Origin of the sequence: Methylobacterium sp. ME121, assembly GCF_000974725.1 — a bacterium.
Classification (GTDB): Bacteria; Pseudomonadota; Alphaproteobacteria; order Rhizobiales; family Beijerinckiaceae; genus Methylobacterium; species Methylobacterium radiotolerans.
The window spans coordinates 59,803-78,234 of record NZ_BBUX01000005.1 but is presented as its reverse complement, the minus strand read 5'-3'; the positions used below and the strand labels follow the sequence as shown (position 1 = coordinate 78,234).

At 69.9% G+C, this 18,432-nt stretch carries 22 protein-coding genes and 1 other RNA gene; 11 read left to right on the top strand and 12 right to left on the bottom strand.

Annotated features, from left to right (window positions below; genetic code table 11):
- Window positions 1-14 precede the first annotated feature (14 nt).
- Window positions 15-650, bottom strand: a complete 636-nt coding sequence (locus ME121_RS06255; RefSeq protein WP_012329764.1) for a class I SAM-dependent methyltransferase — start codon at window positions 648-650, stop codon at window positions 15-17.
- 555 nt (window positions 651-1,205) lie between these two features.
- On the opposite strand from ME121_RS06255, the gene ME121_RS06250 reads away from it, so the two are divergent.
- The 8 genes from ME121_RS06250 (at window position 1,206) to ME121_RS06210 (ending at window position 5,272) form a co-directional block, all read left to right on the top strand.
- Window positions 1,206-1,415: a cold-shock protein gene (locus tag ME121_RS06250; RefSeq protein ID WP_012329763.1), complete on the top strand. Its 210-nt coding sequence runs from the start codon at window positions 1,206-1,208 to the stop codon at window positions 1,413-1,415.
- Between the two features lie 116 nt (window positions 1,416-1,531).
- Complete coding sequence (locus ME121_RS33345) at window positions 1,532-1,885, top strand: DUF6481 family protein (protein WP_089231034.1); 354 nt, start codon at window positions 1,532-1,534, stop codon at window positions 1,883-1,885.
- 43 nt (window positions 1,886-1,928) lie between these two features.
- Window positions 1,929-2,123 (top strand): hypothetical protein, encoded by a 195-nt coding sequence (locus ME121_RS06240; RefSeq protein WP_024827242.1) that lies wholly within the window; start codon window positions 1,929-1,931, stop codon window positions 2,121-2,123.
- Window positions 2,124-2,244: 121 nt separating this feature from the next.
- A complete protein-coding gene (locus ME121_RS06235) occupies window positions 2,245-2,517 on the top strand; it encodes a hypothetical protein (RefSeq protein WP_012329761.1) in 273 nt (90 codons plus the stop codon).
- A gap of 174 nt (window positions 2,518-2,691) precedes the next feature.
- Complete coding sequence (locus ME121_RS06230; RefSeq protein WP_012329760.1) at window positions 2,692-2,910, top strand: hypothetical protein; 219 nt, start codon at window positions 2,692-2,694, stop codon at window positions 2,908-2,910.
- Window positions 2,911-3,354: 444 nt separating this feature from the next.
- Window positions 3,355-3,567: a hypothetical protein gene (locus tag ME121_RS33340; RefSeq protein ID WP_246753159.1), complete on the top strand. Its 213-nt coding sequence runs from the start codon at window positions 3,355-3,357 to the stop codon at window positions 3,565-3,567.
- A gap of 290 nt (window positions 3,568-3,857) precedes the next feature.
- Entirely contained in the window at window positions 3,858-4,226 is a 369-nt protein-coding gene (locus ME121_RS06220; RefSeq protein ID WP_053621284.1) for a hypothetical protein, read from the top strand.
- Window positions 4,227-4,876: 650 nt separating this feature from the next.
- Window positions 4,877-5,272 carry a hypothetical protein gene (locus ME121_RS06210; RefSeq protein WP_024827246.1) on the top strand — a complete coding sequence of 132 codons (396 nt, stop codon included), beginning with the start codon at window positions 4,877-4,879 and terminating at the stop codon, window positions 5,270-5,272.
- A gap of 381 nt (window positions 5,273-5,653) precedes the next feature.
- On the opposite strand, the gene ME121_RS06205 is transcribed toward ME121_RS06210, so the two are convergent.
- The 5 genes from ME121_RS06205 to ME121_RS06185 all read right to left on the bottom strand — a co-directional run bounded on the left by ME121_RS06205 (window position 5,654) and on the right by ME121_RS06185 (window position 9,824).
- The gene (locus ME121_RS06205) at window positions 5,654-6,904 is read right to left on the bottom strand and encodes an extracellular catalytic domain type 1 short-chain-length polyhydroxyalkanoate depolymerase (protein WP_059408513.1); all 1,251 of its coding nucleotides are present in this window, start codon (window positions 6,902-6,904) and stop codon (window positions 5,654-5,656) included.
- Window positions 6,905-6,969: 65 nt separating this feature from the next.
- Complete coding sequence (locus tag ME121_RS06200; protein ID WP_012329754.1) at window positions 6,970-7,389, bottom strand: CopG family transcriptional regulator; 420 nt, start codon at window positions 7,387-7,389, stop codon at window positions 6,970-6,972.
- Window positions 7,390-7,641: 252 nt separating this feature from the next.
- Window positions 7,642-8,289, bottom strand: coding sequence for a hypothetical protein (locus ME121_RS06195; protein ID WP_306419130.1), 648 nt, complete (start codon window positions 8,287-8,289; stop codon window positions 7,642-7,644).
- Window positions 8,290-8,673: 384 nt separating this feature from the next.
- Window positions 8,674-8,895, bottom strand: a complete 222-nt coding sequence (locus ME121_RS06190) for a hypothetical protein (protein WP_024827250.1) — start codon at window positions 8,893-8,895, stop codon at window positions 8,674-8,676.
- Between the two features lie 104 nt (window positions 8,896-8,999).
- Entirely contained in the window at window positions 9,000-9,824 is an 825-nt protein-coding gene (locus tag ME121_RS06185) for a cobalamin B12-binding domain-containing protein (protein ID WP_245337762.1), read from the bottom strand.
- 599 nt (window positions 9,825-10,423) lie between these two features.
- On the opposite strand from ME121_RS06185, the gene ME121_RS06180 reads away from it, so the two are divergent.
- Entirely contained in the window at window positions 10,424-10,654 is a 231-nt protein-coding gene (locus ME121_RS06180) for a DUF6894 family protein (RefSeq protein ID WP_024827252.1), read from the top strand.
- Window positions 10,655-11,032: 378 nt separating this feature from the next.
- Here ME121_RS06180 and ME121_RS06175 read toward each other — a convergent pair whose 3' ends face one another.
- Together ME121_RS06175 and ssrA are read right to left on the bottom strand one after the other, a co-directional pair.
- On the bottom strand, window positions 11,033-11,326 hold the full coding sequence (locus ME121_RS06175) for a hypothetical protein (RefSeq protein WP_024827253.1): 294 nt from the start codon (window positions 11,324-11,326) through the stop codon (window positions 11,033-11,035).
- A 257-nt stretch (window positions 11,327-11,583) separates the two neighbouring features.
- Window positions 11,584-11,756: a transfer-messenger RNA gene (gene ssrA, locus ME121_RS33335) on the bottom strand.
- 163 nt (window positions 11,757-11,919) lie between these two features.
- On the opposite strand from ssrA, the gene ME121_RS33330 reads away from it, so the two are divergent.
- Complete coding sequence (locus ME121_RS33330) at window positions 11,920-12,075, top strand: hypothetical protein (protein ID WP_012329749.1); 156 nt, start codon at window positions 11,920-11,922, stop codon at window positions 12,073-12,075.
- A gap of 173 nt (window positions 12,076-12,248) precedes the next feature.
- Window positions 12,249-12,767, top strand: a complete 519-nt coding sequence (gene msrA, locus ME121_RS06165; RefSeq protein ID WP_012329748.1) for a peptide-methionine (S)-S-oxide reductase MsrA — start codon at window positions 12,249-12,251, stop codon at window positions 12,765-12,767.
- A gap of 285 nt (window positions 12,768-13,052) precedes the next feature.
- Here msrA and ME121_RS06160 read toward each other — a convergent pair whose 3' ends face one another.
- The 4 genes from ME121_RS06160 to ME121_RS06145 all read right to left on the bottom strand — a co-directional run bounded on the left by ME121_RS06160 (window position 13,053) and on the right by ME121_RS06145 (window position 17,879).
- The gene (locus tag ME121_RS06160; RefSeq protein WP_059408510.1) at window positions 13,053-13,808 is read right to left on the bottom strand and encodes an ABC transporter ATP-binding protein; all 756 of its coding nucleotides are present in this window, start codon (window positions 13,806-13,808) and stop codon (window positions 13,053-13,055) included.
- Between the two features lie 8 nt (window positions 13,809-13,816).
- Complete coding sequence (locus ME121_RS06155) at window positions 13,817-15,652, bottom strand: branched-chain amino acid ABC transporter ATP-binding protein/permease (RefSeq protein ID WP_012329746.1); 1,836 nt, start codon at window positions 15,650-15,652, stop codon at window positions 13,817-13,819.
- Window positions 15,649-16,524 (bottom strand): branched-chain amino acid ABC transporter permease, encoded by an 876-nt coding sequence (locus ME121_RS06150; protein WP_043073801.1) that lies wholly within the window; start codon window positions 16,522-16,524, stop codon window positions 15,649-15,651. Before ME121_RS06150 ends, ME121_RS06155 begins: the two co-directional genes overlap by 4 nt.
- A 191-nt stretch (window positions 16,525-16,715) precedes the next feature.
- Entirely contained in the window at window positions 16,716-17,879 is a 1,164-nt protein-coding gene (locus tag ME121_RS06145) for an ABC transporter substrate-binding protein (RefSeq protein ID WP_012329744.1), read from the bottom strand.
- Between the last annotated feature and the right edge of the window lie 553 nt (window positions 17,880-18,432).

Below are 18,432 nucleotides of genomic sequence, written 5' to 3'. Positions count from 1 at the left end.
CCGCTGCCGGGCCCTCAGGCCGCGGCCGTCCGGCCGATCACCGCCGTCACCGGGTCGCCGGGACCTCCCGCGGGCTTGAGGACGCGTCTCTCGACGCGGGTGAAGCCGGCGCGCTGGAGGTACAGACCGACGAGCTGGGCATGTCCCGCGCCGTCGAGGGCTGTCCAGATGGCCACCGCCTTGGTCGGGAAGCAGCGGTTCGAGAAGCTGATCACCGCCGGGGCGCCGGGGCGCAGCACGCGCGCGATCTCGGACAGGACGGCCACGGGGCGCTGGAGATACTGGACCGAGACGCAGATCAGTGCGGCGTCGACGCAGGCCGTGTCGAGCGGCAGGCGCGGCTCGGCGTTGAGGTCCTGCACGAAATGCCGGGTCAGGCGCGGGTTGGCGGCGAGTTCGGCCGCGTTCAGGCCGTGGCCGGTGACGCTGGCATAACCGACCTCGTCCGGCAGGTGGCTGACCCAACTCGACATCAGGTCGAGGACGTCGCCGCCCGCCGGGACGATCTCCCTGTAGAGGTCGGTGACCGCCCCGATGGCGGCGGCATCGATATGGGTCACGAAGCGCGGCTGCGCGTAGAACGCGGGATCGGGATCGCGGTCGTGCTTGGCGAACGCCTCGGGGGGAAAGTCCGGCAGATCCTGCGTCATCGGCGAGCGCGCCTCCGGGTCGAACGGCGCGCCGGCTCCGACAGCCGGCGCCCAAACCGTGGATTGCGTGCGCCGTTAGAGAGAGCCCGGCCGCCCCTCGGCCAGGTGTCCACGTCGCCGCATCAGCGTCGGGGGTGCGGGCACGGACGGCGTCACGGGTCGGAGACGACGTTGCCGCCGCTTGTCCGGCCCGCTGGAGGGGCGCTCCTCATCACACCGGACCGGCCGTTGACGCCGTCGGAGATCGGCCGGCCGAACGCCGGAGCGCGGGCCGACAAGCCGCTTCGTCCGAGCCGTTCACGGGAAACGCGGCGCGAAGTTTCGGGATGAATAATCGCCGCTCGGCCCGGCATAAATCGCGCACTTTCTCAATGTACTTGTCATCGTCACATCGATGGCGTACAGATACAGCATCGATTTTTGGCCAGGTATCCGGCCGTATCGCCTCAACAGGGCGAGCGTTCTGCATCTCTCCCATTTTCGACATCCGGCGACCGGGCGCGTGTGATCCACGCGCCCGCCCTATCTATTTGCCTTCACTGATATGGAATACCTATGACCATCGGCACCGTTAAATGGTTCAACGACACCAAGGGCTTCGGCTTCATCCAGCCGGATGACGGCGGCAAGGACGTGTTCGTCCACATCTCGGCCGTCGAGCGCGCCGGCATGCAAGGCCTGAACGAGGGCCAGAAAGTCTCCTACGAGATGGAGACCGATCGGCGGACCGGCAAGCAGTCGGCCGGCAGCCTTCAGGCCGCCTGAGTCTCACGCGTCAGCCCCAGACGCCCGTCGAAGCCGTTCCCGTCGCGGAGCGGCTTCATCCATGTCCCGCCACCAGGGCCGACGTCCGGTGCGCCTGCGGAGAATTCGTGAAACCTTTGAAAACCGATCACCTCGTCGATCGTCTCGCAGAGACGGCCAGAGCGCGGCAGGCCACACTGGCCCGGTTCCGGGCGCGCCCCGCGGCCGACGATCCGGGCCTCCTCGCTCGGCAAGCCGCGCGGCACGCGGTCATCCAGGCGCGAGACCTCCGGGCAACCGAACGGGAAGCCGTTCGTCTGGCCGCCGCGGTCAAGCACGAGGCTGAGGTCCAGGCCGCGCGGGCCCGCGCCGCGGCCGAGTCCGACCGTCTGGCTGCCGAGAAGGCGGAGCAGCAGGTTGCCCGCGCTGCCGAACAGAAGGCTGCACGCGACGCACGGTTTGCGGCCCGCAAGGCGCGCGCACGCCGCTAGGCCGCACCCGGCCCGCACGCGCCATCACTCCGGAGGACGACGCATGTCTCACAAGTTCAAGATCGGCCAGCATGTCCGGCAGCTGGGGATCAGCTACGCGGGCAGTAAGAGCACCGTCGACGGGCTCTTCGAGGTGATCCGCCTGACGCCGGACGACCGTTCCGGCGAGCCGACTTACCGTATCAAGTCCGCGAGCGGCGAGCGTGCCGTGCGGGAAGGCGAGCTCACGCCTGCCTGAATCGTCTCGGGCGGACGGGCCCCGCGGACGACCGCGTGGCGTTCCGTGACGCGCGTCCGCCACGACGCATCGGCCCGGCTGAGGGCGTCCCCGGGCGGACCGAGCGAGGCCTTTGCGATCCATGACGACGAAGGACACCCACTCGGCCGACGCGGCGATGATCGAACCCAATCAGACGGCCTTCATCCTCAAGGTGACGCGGCCCGACGAGGCGGAGCTTTCGGGCCGGTTGGTCATGTTCTACGCGACGATCACCACCTCGGAGGACGAGGCGCTGGCGATCGTGCGCCGCGCGGTGAAGGCCGATGCGGCGGTAGAGCCGACGGGCGTCCGCCTCTCTCAGCAGACCGCCAGCGCCCTCGATCTGGAGGCGGGCCTCGCACGGGCCCTCTGACACGACGGCCACCTTGCCGCGCCGCGAGACCGCGCGAAGAAGCCGCAGCGCCCCCATCATAGCCCGCAACGTCTTCCAGTTGCACCGATCCCCCGGGCCGGGATCACGCTCGCGTTGGACCTCTGGGCAGGACGGCGCGTTGTGGCAGGCGGCGATGAGGTGAGGACGTCTGCCATGAACATCGAACGCTTCGCGGAAACCGAGACGACGCTCGCCGTCGCGGACCGCCTCTGGCGCGCCGAGATGCGTCGTGTCTTCGGACCCGACGCAGTTCTGCTCCACGGCTATGGCGCGGAGCGGCAGGGTGCACCGGGCACGCGGTTGCGCACGGCCTTCGAGGCGAGACGGAGCGCGATTGCGGCGTGGCGGCACGCGCGGCGCCCGACGGCCTGAGCCACCCGCCCGCCGGGTCGAGGCGCCGCTTGGCCCCCCCGTCGCCGACGCTCCCGCCGAGCGCCCGGCTTGCGCCGGAAAGCCGCCCTGGCGCACAGCACCCGCCCCTCGCATCTCCGCCATCAGCCACATCCCCGCCGCACGACGGCAATCGAGGACAGACCGATCGCGAGCAAAGCACGAGTCTGCGGCGGCCCGAGCCAGGGCGTCCCGCGGCCCCCCGAGCGCACCGTCCCCGGCCGGTCATGCGGTTCCTGCACGATGTGCTGCCGTGTTCTGGCGATCCCGGCCCTCGACAAGCCGGCAGGGGTCGTGTGCCGGCACAACACCGGAACGGGCTGCGAGATCTACCGCGAACGCCCGGAGGCCTGCGCCCGGTGGTACTGCCTCTGGCGCAAGATCGACGCCCTCCCGGACGCGCTCAGGCCCGATCGATCAGGCGTGATGTTCTCGCTCGATATCCGCTCGCCCGCGGCTGATACGGCGGATGGGGCCTGCATCGTCGGGCGCGCACGCGAGGGTATGCGCGCTTTCGACCGGCCGGACGTGATCGAGGCCTTCGCCATGTTCGTTCGCGAGGGCTCCTGGCCCGTGTGGAAGGCGACCGAACATGTCACGACCCTGGTGCATCCGGGTCCGCAGATCTCCCCGCCCTGACCGACGGCGGTGCGGTCCAGGGCGGGTGCCGGGACGCGCCGTGACTCGGCAGGCGCGCGGGCGCCCGGCCCTCGTCCCGGCGGGCCGCGGAGCGTCCCCCTATCGATGGGCGTGGTGACCGACGCAGGCCCGGGCCTTGACCCGGGCAGCCGGACGCTTCGGCCAGCATACCGCGGCGGCCTGCCGGAAACTTCGATTATCAGCGGACCCGTATTTTTAAGCTCAGGTGGCGCCGCGATGTGCTATGTATCCGCACGGGACGGCATTCGCCGCCCGCACAGGAGATTCCGATGACCATCATCCGGTGGCTGATCTCCAGAACGATTCACTTTTTCCTTGGCAGCGCGCAAGAGCGCAGGTCCGATGCGATCGCCAAGCGAAAGGAAGCCGGGACCTTCGAGGGGGCGTCGGCGAGCAAGGGCCGGGATTTCGAAGCCAATTACGCCGCGGCAGCTCAGCTTCTCAGAGCGCGGATCGATCGGGAATTTCCCGACGCCTACTACGCGCGGCTGAGTTCCGGGAGAAACAGCTCCTACGATTACGGGCAGGATCGCGCGCTCGCCATCGACACCATGTCGATCGCCATAGCGATGGCGTTGCGGAACGGCGCGACCGTTCCGCAGGCGGCCGCCGCCGGGGCGGCGAGCATCGGCATCTGACGGGCGACGCGGGGCATCCGTGCCTCGAAGGACGAGGGCGCGATTCCGCGGGCGTTCGGCCGGCGGCGGCGCGTCACGCCGTCGTGGCCTCTGCCAAGGTGCGCGTCCGCTCGATCATCGCGGGGCGGACCGTGTGAAGGCTGCTCGCGCGAGCGGGAGCCGGCCCGCGTCTCGCACGGGAGTTCGGCGCGGAGGCCGTCGAGGACCGCTGTCCGTCGCTCCGGACCGTCGTCGCGCAGGATGAAGCGCTGCGGGCTATCCTGAGCGGCCGCGAGCTCGGCCGGGTCCGCCCGGACGATGAGCGCTCGCAGCGCGTCCAAGCACGTCTCACGATCGATCATCGCACAGCGATCAGGGAGCTAGCGGCAGAGACGATTTCGGTATCAGGCCCTCGACGCGCAGCTTCAATCGCGTAGCTCTGATTGTCTCGATGGACCGCCACGAAATATTCCGGGCCAAGCCCTCGGTTTCCAGATCGGTGAGTTGATCGATCAGCCGGCCGCTCTCGAGGAGGCCGGGTCGCTGCGCCATACGGACGACCAACCGGGCCAGCTTCCGCATCACCGGGCATGGCCGGGGTTGGCCGGGCTCTACCACCCGGCTTGGCCGTGACGAGCGGGCATCGCCCTCAGGCCTTCCGGGGCGGCCTCATGGCCGCCGCGACGGAGCCCTTGACCGAGGGCGCCGAGGCATTGGTCTTGGGCACAGGCTTCTTCGGCTTCTTGACTTCGCGATTTCCGCGCTTCTGTTCCGCTGCCATGATCTCGCTCCTCGATACGATGACGGACCGGACGGAGTTGTCTTCACCGTTCGGGCGTCGGCTGATCTGGGAGCAACCGGATTGCGGTCGCGATCGGGGTCTCGAAGGCGCCGAAGACGGCAACGAGGCGGTCGCTTGCCCAGAGTTCGGTATGATGCCCCGCGATCAGACCCGCTGCCTGCCGCTTGGCATCGCCGTCGTTGCGCGCTGTGATGACGCAAGTCGTGAGCACGCCACCGGTCGGGGCGAGCCGATGGACCTGATAGGCGCGGCGCGCGTGTCGTGAGCGGGGCCGGGCGGGAAAGGTGATGAGGTCTGCCACGCGCGCCTGTCCGTTGCAGGCGGGGGCATGGACCCTCAGCCACCGGAGCCTGGATCAACCGATCCGGTGATGTCGGCACTCTGCGCTTTCATGACGGACAAAGATAGTCCTGACCCGGGGGCGCCCCCGCGGCCCGCCGGGATCGGCTTCTTCGTCGGCCTGGGGCGGAGCTTGCCGCGATCGACCGGGCAGCGGGCCCGGCGCGCGGCGCGACAGGTCCGCTCGGGACCTGCGGCCAGGGTCCGTCAGACGCGCGGGATCGGCGCGAGAGCGCCGATCGGCCGCGATCGAAGCGATCGGTTGCGCGATCCGGCAGGGACGATGCAGCCGACGGACCGGCAGGCCTCAGGGTCTGGCACCGGTCGCCCGCGCGTGCTCCAGGAAGAAGCGGATCATCTCCTGGCTCGCGTCCGGGCCGCGCGGGTCGGTGAACGAGCCGGCCGGGCTGCCGCCCGACCAGGCGTGCCCGGCTCCGTGCACGACCCACTGCTCCACGACGGCGCGGCCGGACGCGTCCGTCCGGACGGTGCGGGTGTAGTCCACCCCGTCCGGTGTCCGGCCCTGGGTCGCGGATGTGCGGAGCTCCGGATCGGAAGGCCCCTGCGCGGTCACGCGATCGCCGTTGGCCGCGTGCACGGTGCGGTCGCGGTCACCGTGGAACACGATCAGCGGCACGGCGTGGCGCTCCCCCGTCGCGGGCGCGCCGACGCCCTTCATGGCCGCGAAGGCCGAGGGCACGTCCCGCGCGGAACCGCAGGCCAGGCCGGAATGGACGCCGATCGCCGCGAACAAATCGGGGTGGGTCATCGCCAGGATCGCGGCGGCGGCCCCGCCTGCCGACAGGCCTGCCGCGTAGACGCGCCTGTCATCGGCCGAGAACTCCGCGATCACCTGCCGGACGATGCCGGCGATCAGGGCGGGCTCGCCGCCCTCCCGCTGCTGGTCACCGGGCTCGTACCAGTTCCAGCACCGCTGCAAGTTGGCCGAACGCGGCTGCTCCGGATAGACCACGAGGACGCCGCGCGCCTCGGCGACCGCGTTCATCCGCGTGCCTGCGGCGAAGTCGTCCGGGTTCTGCGTGCAGCCGTGCAGCATCACCACGACGGGCAGCGCCTGGCCGGTGTAGCCGCTCGGTACGTAGACCTTGTAGTTCCGGGTCCCGGCCGCGCCGGTGAAGGTGCGGGCCTCGAAGCGTGCCCCCTCCGGAAGCCCGGCCGGGGCCGGCGTCGCGCCGCTCCGCCCGTCGCGATCCGGGTCCACGCCGGCCTTCGCCAGCGCCTCCTGGATGGTGCGCATCACGTTGCCGGCGATGTCGCCTCCGAGTTCGGCGTGGGGATGCCGGCCCGAACGACTTCCAGTTGTCTCCGGCGCGACCCAGGCTTCGCCGGGAGCGGAGGGCGCGACCATGTCGAGGATGTCGGCCGCGTCCGCGGTCCGCACCTCCGCGGCGCTCCGACCCGCCTCCGACCACAGTTTGAACGCCGCGGCCTGCCGCTCGTGAAGCTTGGCCATCGCCTCCGCCGCACGGGCGGCACGGGCCGGGTCGACCTTCGGGAATGCGAAGCGCGCGAAGGCGGTCTTCGTGGTGTGATCCATCGGACAGGTCCTGGGTAAGGGAGAGCGGGCGCGGCGGAATCTCCAGTCGCGTCGGCGGGAAGACGTCAGGTCGTCCGGTCGGCGAGCGCGGCCTTGACCGCGGGACTGGCCTGGAAGGCGCCGAGCACCTCGACCGAGGCGATGGCGGCGCGCGCCAGTTCGGGCGTGACGTCGAGGGCGATGCTGGCCAGCCCGAGCACCTGGATATGCAGCGGCGCGCCCGCGTCGCGCGCCGCCTCGAGCGCTTGCTTCGTGTAGTGCGACAGGCCGAGGCTGAGCTGTTTCCGGCTGACGGACTGCCTGACAGCCTCGCCCTGGCGCTCGATCTGATTGCGCACGGCGGTTCGAATGAAATCGGCACGGTTGGCGTAGAAGCCGTCGCGGACCATCAGGTCGATGTGGCCGAGGTCGACGAACCCGAGGTTGAGCGTGATCTTCTCGCTGTCCGGCAGCTTGGGTCGCAGATCGTGCACCTTATCCGCCATTCTATCCATCCATGGACCATCCCGTTGGATGGTCTGAAGATGGTAAGCGCGCGCGGCGGCGCAAGGGGGGCGTTGCGCGCCCGTCTCGGATGGGCGGGATCACGCCCCTTCACGCGCCGTTCGCCGGGTCTTTCACGAAGCGCCGGGCGGCGCGCCCACGGACACGAACGGGCTCGTGTCGGATCGAGCCGGGCCGTCTCGACGGCACCTGGCGGCGCGCGATCCGACCCGATCTCGGATCGGGAGGAGTGGTCAAGTCCGGTGCCTGCCCTCGGTCGGCGCGGCCTCGTCCCATTCACGGTCCCGCTCCGCCAGCAGAGCGGCACGACGGGTCGCCATTGCCGCGGCGTCGCCCGCCGGTGCAGCCCCGGCCTCCTCCAGGGGGCGCGGAGGGCCCGGATCGGAGGCTCGAGCAAGGCGGGTGAGCGCGGCGACGACGTGGTCCACGTCATCGGATGTCACGGCGCCTGTCCGGAGGAGCCAGAGACGCGAGCACGTAGCTATGTCCGCACAGGACCCGTCCTCGAAGCGGAGCGCCGCGATCTGACCCGCCGCGAGGGGCAGGCATCCGGCTGACAGCCCGCTCAGCCGGTCGAGCCTCCGCGCCCGCGTCGCCTCGTGGGTGTGCGTCTCCCGGGCGCGCGGGAGCCAGCGCGCCAGCGTGTCGAGGATGAAGTGTCGGACGCGCTCGACCCGGACGGGGCCGAACTTTCTGATCGCGGCGATCGCGACCGGTGAAGACTGGGCCAGATGACCGAGATCGCGGAATCCGGCCTTGCGCAGGCGGGCTCGCAAGGACGCCGTCAGCAAGCCGCGCCCGAAGCCCTCGGCCGACAGACGCTGAATCGTGTCTGGGGAAAGGTCATCGAAGAGGGGGAGGCGCGCGCCGACCTCGGCCATGAGATCGTCGGACCGGACGGCGCGGAGGGATCGGTCGGGCATCGTCGCGGCCGATAGGGCACTTGCAGGGTGTCCGCAACGGCCGGTCACCGCGGGCCTGGAGTTCGCCCGGTCGCCGCGCTCCGGCTCGGCACAGGCCCGGCCGACAGCCGCTGAGGCGCGTCGAGGCGCCTGATCTTGAGACAGCGACCCGACGCGACCTTGAGAACGGCAGAGCGTGGCGAACATCTCCGCGCCGGCCCGCGCTTCGGAACAGTCTTCACGCCAGAGCACGCTCGGCGAAGCCTGGAGGCGTGCATCGAAACGGATGGTCGATCGTGGGCGTCGCTAGCTGCGCGCGGGCGGCCCTACCCCGTTCGTCGCCGCAGAACCCGTCCGATCCGCCTACGATTTCACCGCGGTCAGCTCGTGGAGAACGCAGTCGATCGCCCGGATGAGCTGCTCACTGGCGCGAACGACGGCAGGATCCCGCGATAGAGCGACGACAGCTTGCTGCAGCGCCCGAAACTGATCGAGTCGAATGGCCGGATCGACGCCTCGTGCCACGGCCGACTGTACGAGGCCGCGGACGAATTCGAGCGCCAATTGCTCGTCGAACCCCTGCAAATTCTGGATCTCTACCTCTCAACCGCGACATCTTTAACACCGTCCGGATGAGAAGAGATCCGCGCGGCGCCGGTTTGCCGGAACCAGCGCCTGACCGCACGGCATCAGCGGGCCAAGGCGACCTCCGCGATCTTGACGGCCGATTGCGCGTCCGCGGCGACGGCATCCGCGCCCACGAAGCTGGCGCAGGCAGGCTCGCGCACGAACAGCGGACCACCGACGATGACGCGCAAGTCCCGGTTGCACGACGCGGCGCGCAACGTCGCCACGGACTCCGCCATCACGGGCAGGAGGACGTCGCACGACAGCGAGATGCCGACCAGATCGAATCGTTCGGCTCGAAGCAGGCTGGCGGGATCCTCGTCCGCTCCGTCGGTCAGGACCACGTGCCACCCCGCCTCGCGGAAGAAGCTCGCCACGAGCGCGAGACTGAAGAGATGCGTCTCGCCGGGACAGGGCATCAGGAGGACCCGGCGCCCGTTCGCCGTCACGTCCACGCCCTCCAGATCCGCACACAGGGCCCGGGTCAGGTTCTGAAGACGACCGAGCGCGACCGCCACGTCGAGGAAATCTGCGGCATCGTCTTCCCACAGCGCGCCCAGATACCGCGCCGCGGGTGCGAACAGGTCGAGCAGCAGCGCATCGAGCGAGAGCCCCTCTTCCAGAAGCGCGCGGACCCACGCGCCATGCAAGTCGCCCGCCATCAGCGCCCGAGCGAGAGCGGCGACGCGGTCAGGCATCGGCGATCTCGTCGTCGATGCACGCGACGGCGGATCCGCCTGATGCGCGAGCGTGAGACGCGGCAGGATCTCGTTCTCGACGATCCGGGCGAGGCCGGCCTGGATGACGGCCGCGTTGCGTGCGGCCGCTCCGCGAGCGGACCGAGTCTGTCGGTCGGCGCAGGCATGCGCGACACCGATCCCAGCCATCTCAGGCATTGGCCCCCCCGCCGACACGGCACTATAGGTTTTGATCGAGCGATAGGCAACTCAAATGCTGAACTATAATTCCACACGCTCGAGAAGCGCTCCGGCTGCGGCCTGACGGGACTCCTGCTCGACGATGCCGTGGCCGACTTTTCAGATCGGTGCCGGCACAGAACTGCCGCCTCGAGTGCAGGTTCCCGTCGGGCCCGCGACGCGACGGGAGCCGTCCGCGACGCTCGGCGGCAACGGGAGATAGACGCCGCCGCGTGTCTCCGCGCGTTCGACTCCGCGCGGAGACACGCGGCTTCCGTTCCCCGGGTAAGGGCCGGGCGAGGCAAGGAACCCTTCGGACACGCCACAGCGGCCCGCATCGGTCTGAGGTGGGGCGCGGCGGCGGAGCAGGTCCAGAGCGCGCTGCGCATCGTGGGCACGGCTTCCGAGGTCGATCCTGTTCCGCACCGCCGGTCACCCCGCACCGCAGCGACTGATCCAGGTGAGTGCCCAGGGGCCGCCGCTGTGCGAGCGTCGACAATGGCGAGCAGGACGACCGGGCCCCGGTGGCCGCGTGATGTGCGCTGCTATGTCAGTCGGCGGAGAGCCCGATGCCGAGATACTTCATCGTCACATCCGATCGCATCACGGTCAGGGACGACGAAGGGGTACACCTGTCCGGTCGGGACGCGCTGCGAGATACCCTTCGCCGGTTGCTGACCGACATCCTGCGCGATGAGGGGTATCGCACCGAGGTGAACGCGTTCACCGCCCGAGCCTACGACGAAGCGGGCAAGCTCGTGATGAGCGCGAGCGCCAACTTCTCGGCGACAGATCTGTAGGTCACTTGGCCGTTCCACGGCGATGCGCTCGAACGCGCCCTGGTCGCGAAGTCGGATCGACGTGTCGCGAGGCAAGGGTGCGGCGATTGCCGCATCGCGGATGACGGCGGCCCTTCCGCGCTCGGCCGGTCGCAGGAAGACCCCAGGGCAGAGCTGCGCGAGCTCATCGCCGCGGCAATTCCGGTCGCCCCGGCCGCCGACCGAGCCAGAGAGAATCCGGGGTTCTGTGGCTCAAGATGCCGTCATCGACTGTCGCCATCACGGTCCGAACGATCGTGAGACGAGACTTGCCCGAAAAGTCCGTGCGCAGCGCTCCGAGAAGGGCCGCCGTGCGATGATCGTCGACAAGGTCGGCGGCGGTCCCATCTCTGGAGCGCCTCAATCACGCGCCGCTTCGACGCTGGCACGATCGACCACGGCTCGCAGCGCTTCGCCACCCTCCATGGCGAACCAAGCCCGCAACATGTCCGTCGTCTCGGGCGTATCGCCGGGCCGGCCACGGAACAGGTCGGCGCAGCGGGCCAGCTCGCGCGACACGAAGATCTCCAGAAAGGCAGCGCCGCGGGTTCTCGCGAGTTCGGCGAGAGCGTCCTCCAGAACGCGCCGCATCATCTCGCCGACCAGGGCCGAGATGTAGACGGCCTCCGCACTGCCCTGTTCGGGCTCGTTCAAGCAACGCTCCGATCTGCCCAGCCGCAACCCTGAACCTGGCAGACGATAAAGGCGGGTCCCGAGGCCGAAGCCTCGGGTTCTGTTGCTAGGCGTACCCACGCCCCGGAAGATTACGCCGCGAGGCGCATCTCCATGCCGACGTTGTCGTTGGCATTTAGAGTTTTGGTCAGGTGCTCGGAACGGGGGTTGCCCGCGCCGAACCGGTCGAGTCCTTACCGAAAGCCGCATCTTACCCTGCCGAGGCAGGACAGAACTCGCGATCCCTTTACCGCCCAGTCGAACCTGTTTCACCCCCAGCAGAAGCACCCTGGCAGCGCGCGATCCGCAACGCCGGACGCTCGCCCTCGTCCCCGCGCGGTATCCGGGGCAGGATGCTTCTGGTGGAGGCGCCGGGTACCGCCCCCGGGTCCTGAAGCGTTATTACGAACCGGTCATCAACCTCGCAGCGACCCTATCCCATCTCGGCCCGCGGGTCCATCGCGTGCGGACGGCTATCCTGGCCCGAAGTCGGTGGCGCCGCGGCCGACGAGTCCCCATATGAGTCCGATCCCTCCGCGCAATCCCGTGCTCTGGGCCACGAAGCGGAGGCCGAGATGGCACGCGAACTCAAGACCGGCAAAGCCCAGGGCGTCACGCCCGAGGACTTCAACGAGCGCGTGAAGCGCCTCCTCGCCGACAAGCCGGATCCCCGCAAGGCCGAACCGGCGCGGAAGAACTTCAAGGCCAGCAAGCCGCTCGTGCGGAGCTGAGAAGCCGCTCCGGGGACGTTCGCTTCGCCGCGGACGTCTCGCGCTCAGTCCCCTGACGATGCCCGCGGCGCTCGCTGCCGCGATCGCGACGGCAGGCGACGACGTCGCAGAACGCGGCGGCCGAGGGATCCCTATATCTGCGCTGTCAGTGGAACGGCTCAGGAGGAGCTACGATGAGAACCGAGAGGGCGGTGCTAGCCGGTGGTTGCTTCTGGGGCATGCAGGACCTCATCCGGCGGCAGGAGGGCGTGATATCGACCCGCGTCGGCTACACGGGCGGCGACGTGCCCAACGCGACCTACCGCAACCACGGCACCCACGCCGAGGCCATTGAGATCATCTACGACCCGGATCGGACGAGCTTCCGGCGCATGCTGGAGTTCTTCTTCCAGATCCACGACCCGACGACGCCGAACCGCCAGGGCAACGACCGGGGCCTCAGCTATCGGTCGGCCATCTTCTACACCGACGACGGTCAGCGCCGCGTGGCCGAAGAGACCGTCGCCGACGTCGACGCCTCCGGCCTTTGGCCCGGCAAGGTCGTGACCGAAGTGTCGCCCGCCGGCCCGTTCTGGGAGGCCGAGCCGGAGCATCAGGACTACCTGGAACGGCGTCCCGACGGATATACCTGCCACTTCATCAGGCCGGGCTGGGTGTTGCCCGCGCGCGCTCCCGCCACGCAGGGCGCATAGGCTCCCCTGGCCGGGGCCGCCGGACCATCGGCGGTCTGAGGTCCCGACGATCATGACGGAACGGCCGGCGATGTCGCTGGTAGGTCCGGAAGCAGAGGTTCGTCACGGCACGGATGATCAGCGCGGCCTTGCCGTGCAGATCGGCGACGATGCCGGGACGCGCCTCCGCCAACGTCTGCAGGACCGCTCCGCCGAAGGCACCGATCCGTCCGGCGACGGTCGCACGATCCGCGCCGGGCATCGCATCCGTCCAGCGCGCAGTGCGGCCGCCGGGGCACGGTCCGGTCAGACCGCGAGTTCGGGCCTCGTCCGCCCGCCGAGATACGCCGACCGGATCTCGTCGTTGGCCCACAACGCGTCGGGCGCGCCCTGCAGGACGAGGCGGCCCGTCTCCAGCACGTAGCCGTGATCGGCGACCGAGAGCCCCATCCGGGCATTCTGCTCCACCAGCAGCACGGTGGTCCCGCGGCGGCGCACCTCGGCGATGATCGCGAACACCGCCTGGACGATCACCGGGGCCAGTCCGAGGGAGGGCTCATCCAGCAGCAGGATCCGCGGCTTGGCCATCAGGCCGCGCGCGAGGGCCACCATCTGGAGCTGGCCGCCCGACAGCGTCCAGCCCAGGGCGTCGCCGAACCGGCGGATGTCCGGGAAGAGGTCGAACATCGCCTCGACCTCGTCGCGCAGCGCCCGCTTGCCGAGGCCGGAGCGGTTGGACGCCCCGAGCATGATGTTCTCGCGCACCGTGAGCCCCGGGAAGACCCGGCGTCCTTCCGGGACGTGGGCGACGCCGAGCCGCACGATCGTCTCGGGCTTCAGGCCCTCCAGCGGCCGCCCCTCCAGCAGGATCGTGCCGGCGGCGGGCCGCACCAGCCCGGAGATTGCCTTGAGGGTCGTCGACTTGCCGGCGCCGTTGGAACCCAGCAGCGTCACCACCTCCCCGGCGCCGACTGAGAAGGACAAGCCGCGCACGGCCTCGATCTCCCCGTACCGGACGACGAGATCGCGGATCTCGAGCAGGGGCGTGGCGGGCGTCGTCATCGCGGGGGTCACGCCGGAGCGAGGTCGGTCTTGAGGCTCGCCGCCGGACCGGCGGCGGCGTCCTCGCCCAGATAGGCCTGGATCACCGCCGGCTCGCGCAGCACGGTCGCCGTGACGCCGTCGGCGATGCGGCGGCCGAAGTTCAGCACGGTGATGTGGCTCGCCACGTCGCTCACCAGCGTCATGTCGTGGTCGATGATCAGGATGGTCAGGCCCTTGGCGGCCATCCGGCGCAGGAGCACCGTCAGGGCGTTCTTCTCGCTGGAATTGAGCCCCGCGGCCGGCTCGTCGAGGAGCAGCAGCACGGGGTTGCCGGCGAGCGCCCGGGCGATCTCGATCAGGCGCTGGTGACCGTACGAGAAGCCGGAGATCGGCTCCAGCGCCCGCCCCTCCAGCCCCACGAAGGCGAGCGCCGCCCGGGCGCGGGCCTCCAGGCCCGCCCGGTCGCGCGCGCCCGAGGGGTTGTCGGGGCGCTCGGCGCCGATGACGACGTTCTCCAGGGCGCTCATCGAGCGGAACAGGCGGATGTTCTGGAAGGTGCGCCCGATCCCGGCCGCCGCCCGCCGGTGCGGGGACAGGCGCGTGACGTCCTGCCCGGCCAGCCGCACGGTGCCGCCCGTGGGGCTGTAGAGGCCCGACAGGACGTTCAGCGTCGTGGTCTTGCCGGAGCCGTTCGGGCCGATCAGCGCGTGGATGCCGCCCCGCGCCACCGTGAAGCTCACCGCGTCCACGGCCTTGAGGCCGCCGAAGTGCTTGGACAGGTCCGACACCTCCAGCATCGGCGCCGTGGAGGCCCCGCCCTGGCTCAGGGTCAGCTCGGCGGCGGGCGGCGGGGCGGGGCGGGCCCGGCGCAGGCGCCGGACCTGGTCGCCGAGGAAGCCCCAGATCCCGTCGGGCATGAACACCACGATCAGGATCACCGCGAGCCCGTAGATCGCGAGGTAGAGCCCGGGGATCTCCTTGAGGAAGCGGAGCCATTCCGGGATCAGGATCAGCAGGGCGGTGCCGATCACGGCGCCCACAGGCGAGCCGACGCCGCCGAGCAGCGCCATCGTCAGGAAGACGATTGACTCGGCGAAGGAGAACTGGTCCGGGCTGATATAGGTGAAGCTGCCGGCGAACAGCCCGCCGCCGAGCCCCGCCAGCAGCGCCCCGAGGGCGAAGGCCGCGACCTTGGTGCGGTAGATGTCGATGCCCGACACGCCCGCCGCGAGCTCGTTGTCGCGCACCGCCCGCATGGCGCGCCCGAGCCGGGTCCGCGGCATGTGCCAGACGAGCCAGCCGACGACGGCCAGCACCAGCACGCACAGGGCGAGGTAGCTCTGCCCGTCCGCGAACAGGGCCGGGCGGCGGATGTTCGGCACGCCGTCCGGCCCGTGCGTGACCGGGATCCAGTTGGTCAGCACGAGCGTCAGGATCTGCTGGAACGAGATCGTCACCATGGCGAGGTAGTGGCCGCCGAGCCGCAGCGTGGAGGCGCCGAGCGCGGCGCCCAGCACGACCGCGAGACCGAGGCCGGTGATCAGGCAGATCCAGAAGTTGAGGCCGCCGTCGACCGTGCCGAGCCCGACAGCGTAGGCACCGATCCCGAAGAAGGCGGCCTGGGCCAAGTTGATCTGCCCGCACAGGCCGAGCACCACGGTGAGCCCGATCACCGCGATGGCGTAGGTCGCCGCCTGCATCAGGATGTTGAGGGCGTAGCCGCTGAGCGGCGTCGTCGCGGCCAGCGTCACCAGGGCGGCGGCCAGGACCGCGTAGGCGAGGCTGCCCAGGGGCAGCCGGCGCGGCGCGGGCGCTGGCTTCGCCGCGGCCGGGCCGGCGCCGGTGGAGGGTCGACCGCTCATGCCTTCTCCGCCACGCGCTCGCCGAACAGGCCCTGCGGGCGCACGACCAGGAAGACCACCAGCACCAGGAACGCGAAGGCGTCCTTGTAGGGGACCGAGATGTAGGCAGCCCCGAAGGTCTCGATGATGCCGAGCGCGAGGCCGCCGATGATCGCCCCGCTGACGTCGCCGAAGCCGCCGATGATCGTCGCCGCGAAGGCCTTGAGGGCGATCGTGGCCCCCATCTGGATCGACACGAACAGCACCGGCGCCACCAGGATGCCGGCGATGCCGCCGAGCACCGCGCTGTACACGAAGGTCAGCATGATCATCCCGGCCACCGGGATGCCGAGGAGAGCGGCCATCTCCTTGTCCTGGGACGTCGCCTGCAGCTTCTTGCCGACCAGTGTGTGCTCGAAGAACCAGTACTGGAACGCGACCAGGGCCGCCGTCACCGCGATGATCAGCAGGTACTGGCTGTCGAGGAAGACCGGCCCGAGCAGGAAGCCCTGGGTCTCGAAGACGGGCGGGAGCACCTGCGGTTGCGGCCCGTAGAGGGCGAGCGTCGTGTTCGCCAGGAAGATCGAGGCGCCGATGGTCGAGATGATCACCGGCAGGTAGCTGCGGTGGCGCAGCGGGTAGTAGACGCCGAGATTGAACAGGGCGCCGAGCAGCGCCATCCCGCCGAGGGTCAGGAGGAGGGAGAGCCAGTAGGGCCACTGGAGGTCGACGGCGAAGACCACCATCAGGAAGGCCGCCACCATCGAGAACTCGCCCTGCGCGAAGTTCACCACGTTGGTGGCGCGGAAGATCAGCACGAAGCCGAGCGCCACCAGGGCGTAGACGGAGCCGATGCCGATCCCGGTGAAGAGGAGTTGCAGGATCAGGTCCATGCGGTCCGCACGCGCAACGTCTCCTGGGAAACACGGCTTGCGGCAGCGACGTCGCCGGAGGAGGCGCAGGCCCCCTCCCCCGTGCGGGAGAGATGGCGCGGTGCGTTCGCCGCAGGCCTCGGCCCGCTGCCGACATGGACCGCGCTGCGGTGATCGTTCACGGCTCTGAGCCTCCGTCCTGCACGCGGGCCTCAGCCCTGGTAGAAGTCGATCCGCCGGTCGAAGACGATGTTGCCCTTGTCGTTGCGCACGACGTTGTAGCCGTGCAGGCCGTCGCCGTTCTTGTCGAAGTTGTAGCTTCCCTCGGCCCCCTCGTGGCCGCGCACCGCCAGGATGGCCTCGCGGACCGCCTGCGGGTCGGTCTTGCCCGCCGTGTTGATCGCCTTGGCCAGCACCGTGACCGCGTCGAAGGTCCAGGACGACTGGTTGTCGGGGGCGACCTTCATCGCGGCCCGGTAGGCCTTGCCGAAGGCCCGGGCGGCGTCGCTCGATTCCTCGGCGTAGTCGGCCACGCCGTAGGTGCCGTAGAGCGACGGCCCGGCGAGCTTCAGGGCGGTCACGTTGGTGATCGAGGGCGAGCCGACCCAGGGCGCGGTGACGCCGAGCTGACGCAGCTGCCGCGCGAAGATCCCGATGTCGTTCTCGAAGGTGAAGTACGAGCCGATCACGTCGGCGCCCGACTGCCGGATCGCCAGCACGACCGGCGTGAAGTCCTGGCTCTGGTTGGTGTAGCCCTGGTCGAGGGCGACCGTGGCGCCGCCCTTGGCGAGGCTCTCGGTCAGCGCCTTGGCCCCACTGGTGCCGAAAGCGTCGGTGGAGTGGATGATCGCCCACTTCTTCTTGCCCAGCCCGTTGACGCCGTGCTCGGCGATCACCCGGGCCGAGAAGCTGTCGTTGGGGCGGAAGCGGAACAGCCAGGGATTGCCGAGCTGCGTCAGAACCGGGTCGGTGCCGCCGAAACAGACAGGTTTCCCCGTCTTCAGGATGTCGGGCGCCATGGCGTGGTTCTGGGTCGAGCGGATCGAACCGAGGAAGCCGACGAGGTCGCTCTGCGACGCCAGTTTCGAGAAGGCGAAGACCGCGCCGGGATTGGTGGTCTGGTCGTCCTCGGTGACGATCTCCAGGGGCTTGCCGAGCACACCTCCGGCTTTGTTGACCGCCTCCAGGGCGATCTTGGCCCCGGCGAGCGCGTAGCGGCCGGCATCCGCGCCGGGCCCCGTCACCGGGAGCACCATGCCGATCCGGACTGTCGACCCGGCGCCCTGAGCACAGGCCGAGCGGATCACCCCCGGCGCCAGACCGCTCGCGACTGCGGATGCGGCACCCGTCAAGAAAACGCGGCGCGTCGTCCTCATTGGCGTATCCGTCCCACCGCCGATGCTCAGGCCCGGCGTTGGCGACGATGGTCCCTATTCCGCGCGCCGATGTCTATCCTGCAAGCCTTCGCCGGTCAGATTCGATGAGAAGAAGTTCTCGGATCGTCACTCGACCGATTTCGCTGCGGTGCGGCGAAGCGAACTGCGATCGTGGCGAGACACCGATCGCGTCCCATCTGTCCTGATGCGGGTCCGGAACGGGAAGATCCGGATAGACGCGATCCGAAATGTGTACTTTCAGTCATAAACTTCGGGCTCTTCTGCGGCGCGGACGGGCCCCACAGGCGCGATAGGCCCGGCGTCCGCGCGCGCGGGAAGCCGGACGCGACCGGCCTCGCGACCGGCGGTCTCCCGCGACGGACCGTTCGCGGCCGTTGGGCAGGCCGTGCATCCCGCCGGGACGGTGCATTCCGCGACGACGCGCTTCCGTTTTCCGGCGAACCGTTGCACCGTCGAGCGTCCAGCACGGGGCATCGCGACCTGAAACGCGTGCGGCGTACGAGCGGGCGCGAGCCCGCCTGTCCCGCGACCG

Excerpts from the sequence above, each read along its gene's own strand:
- ME121_RS33340 (WP_246753159.1), top strand. The coding sequence starts at position 3,355 with ATGTTCTCGCTCGATATCCGCTCGCCCGCGGCTGATACGGCGGATGGG.
- ME121_RS06240 (WP_024827242.1), top strand. The coding sequence starts at position 1,929 with ATGTCTCACAAGTTCAAGATCGGCCAGCATGTCCGGCAGCTGGGGATC.
- ME121_RS06150 (WP_043073801.1), bottom strand. The coding sequence starts at position 16,524 with ATGGACCTGATCCTGCAACTCCTCTTCACCGGGATCGGCATCGGCTCC.
- ME121_RS06195 (WP_306419130.1), bottom strand. The coding sequence starts at position 8,289 with ATGGCCGAGGTCGGCGCGCGCCTCCCCCTCTTCGATGACCTTTCCCCA.
- ME121_RS06155 (WP_012329746.1), bottom strand. The coding sequence starts at position 15,652 with ATGAGCGGTCGACCCTCCACCGGCGCCGGCCCGGCCGCGGCGAAGCCA.
- ME121_RS06250 (WP_012329763.1), top strand. The coding sequence starts at position 1,206 with ATGACCATCGGCACCGTTAAATGGTTCAACGACACCAAGGGCTTCGGC.
- ME121_RS06185 (WP_245337762.1), bottom strand. The coding sequence starts at position 9,824 with ATGGCTGGGATCGGTGTCGCGCATGCCTGCGCCGACCGACAGACTCGG.
- ME121_RS06220 (WP_053621284.1), top strand. The coding sequence starts at position 3,858 with ATGACCATCATCCGGTGGCTGATCTCCAGAACGATTCACTTTTTCCTT.
- ME121_RS06160 (WP_059408510.1), bottom strand. The coding sequence starts at position 13,808 with ATGACGACGCCCGCCACGCCCCTGCTCGAGATCCGCGATCTCGTCGTC.
- ME121_RS06230 (WP_012329760.1), top strand. The coding sequence starts at position 2,692 with ATGAACATCGAACGCTTCGCGGAAACCGAGACGACGCTCGCCGTCGCG.
- ME121_RS06210 (WP_024827246.1), top strand. The coding sequence starts at position 4,877 with ATGGCCGCCGCGACGGAGCCCTTGACCGAGGGCGCCGAGGCATTGGTC.
- ME121_RS06205 (WP_059408513.1), bottom strand. The coding sequence starts at position 6,904 with ATGGATCACACCACGAAGACCGCCTTCGCGCGCTTCGCATTCCCGAAG.
- ME121_RS06255 (WP_012329764.1), bottom strand. The coding sequence starts at position 650 with ATGACGCAGGATCTGCCGGACTTTCCCCCCGAGGCGTTCGCCAAGCAC.
- ME121_RS06145 (WP_012329744.1), bottom strand. The coding sequence starts at position 17,879 with ATGAGGACGACGCGCCGCGTTTTCTTGACGGGTGCCGCATCCGCAGTC.
- msrA (WP_012329748.1), top strand. The coding sequence starts at position 12,249 with ATGAGAACCGAGAGGGCGGTGCTAGCCGGTGGTTGCTTCTGGGGCATG.
- ME121_RS06200 (WP_012329754.1), bottom strand. The coding sequence starts at position 7,389 with ATGGCGGATAAGGTGCACGATCTGCGACCCAAGCTGCCGGACAGCGAG.
- ME121_RS33330 (WP_012329749.1), top strand. The coding sequence starts at position 11,920 with ATGGCACGCGAACTCAAGACCGGCAAAGCCCAGGGCGTCACGCCCGAG.
- ME121_RS06235 (WP_012329761.1), top strand. The coding sequence starts at position 2,245 with ATGACGACGAAGGACACCCACTCGGCCGACGCGGCGATGATCGAACCC.
- ME121_RS06180 (WP_024827252.1), top strand. The coding sequence starts at position 10,424 with ATGCCGAGATACTTCATCGTCACATCCGATCGCATCACGGTCAGGGAC.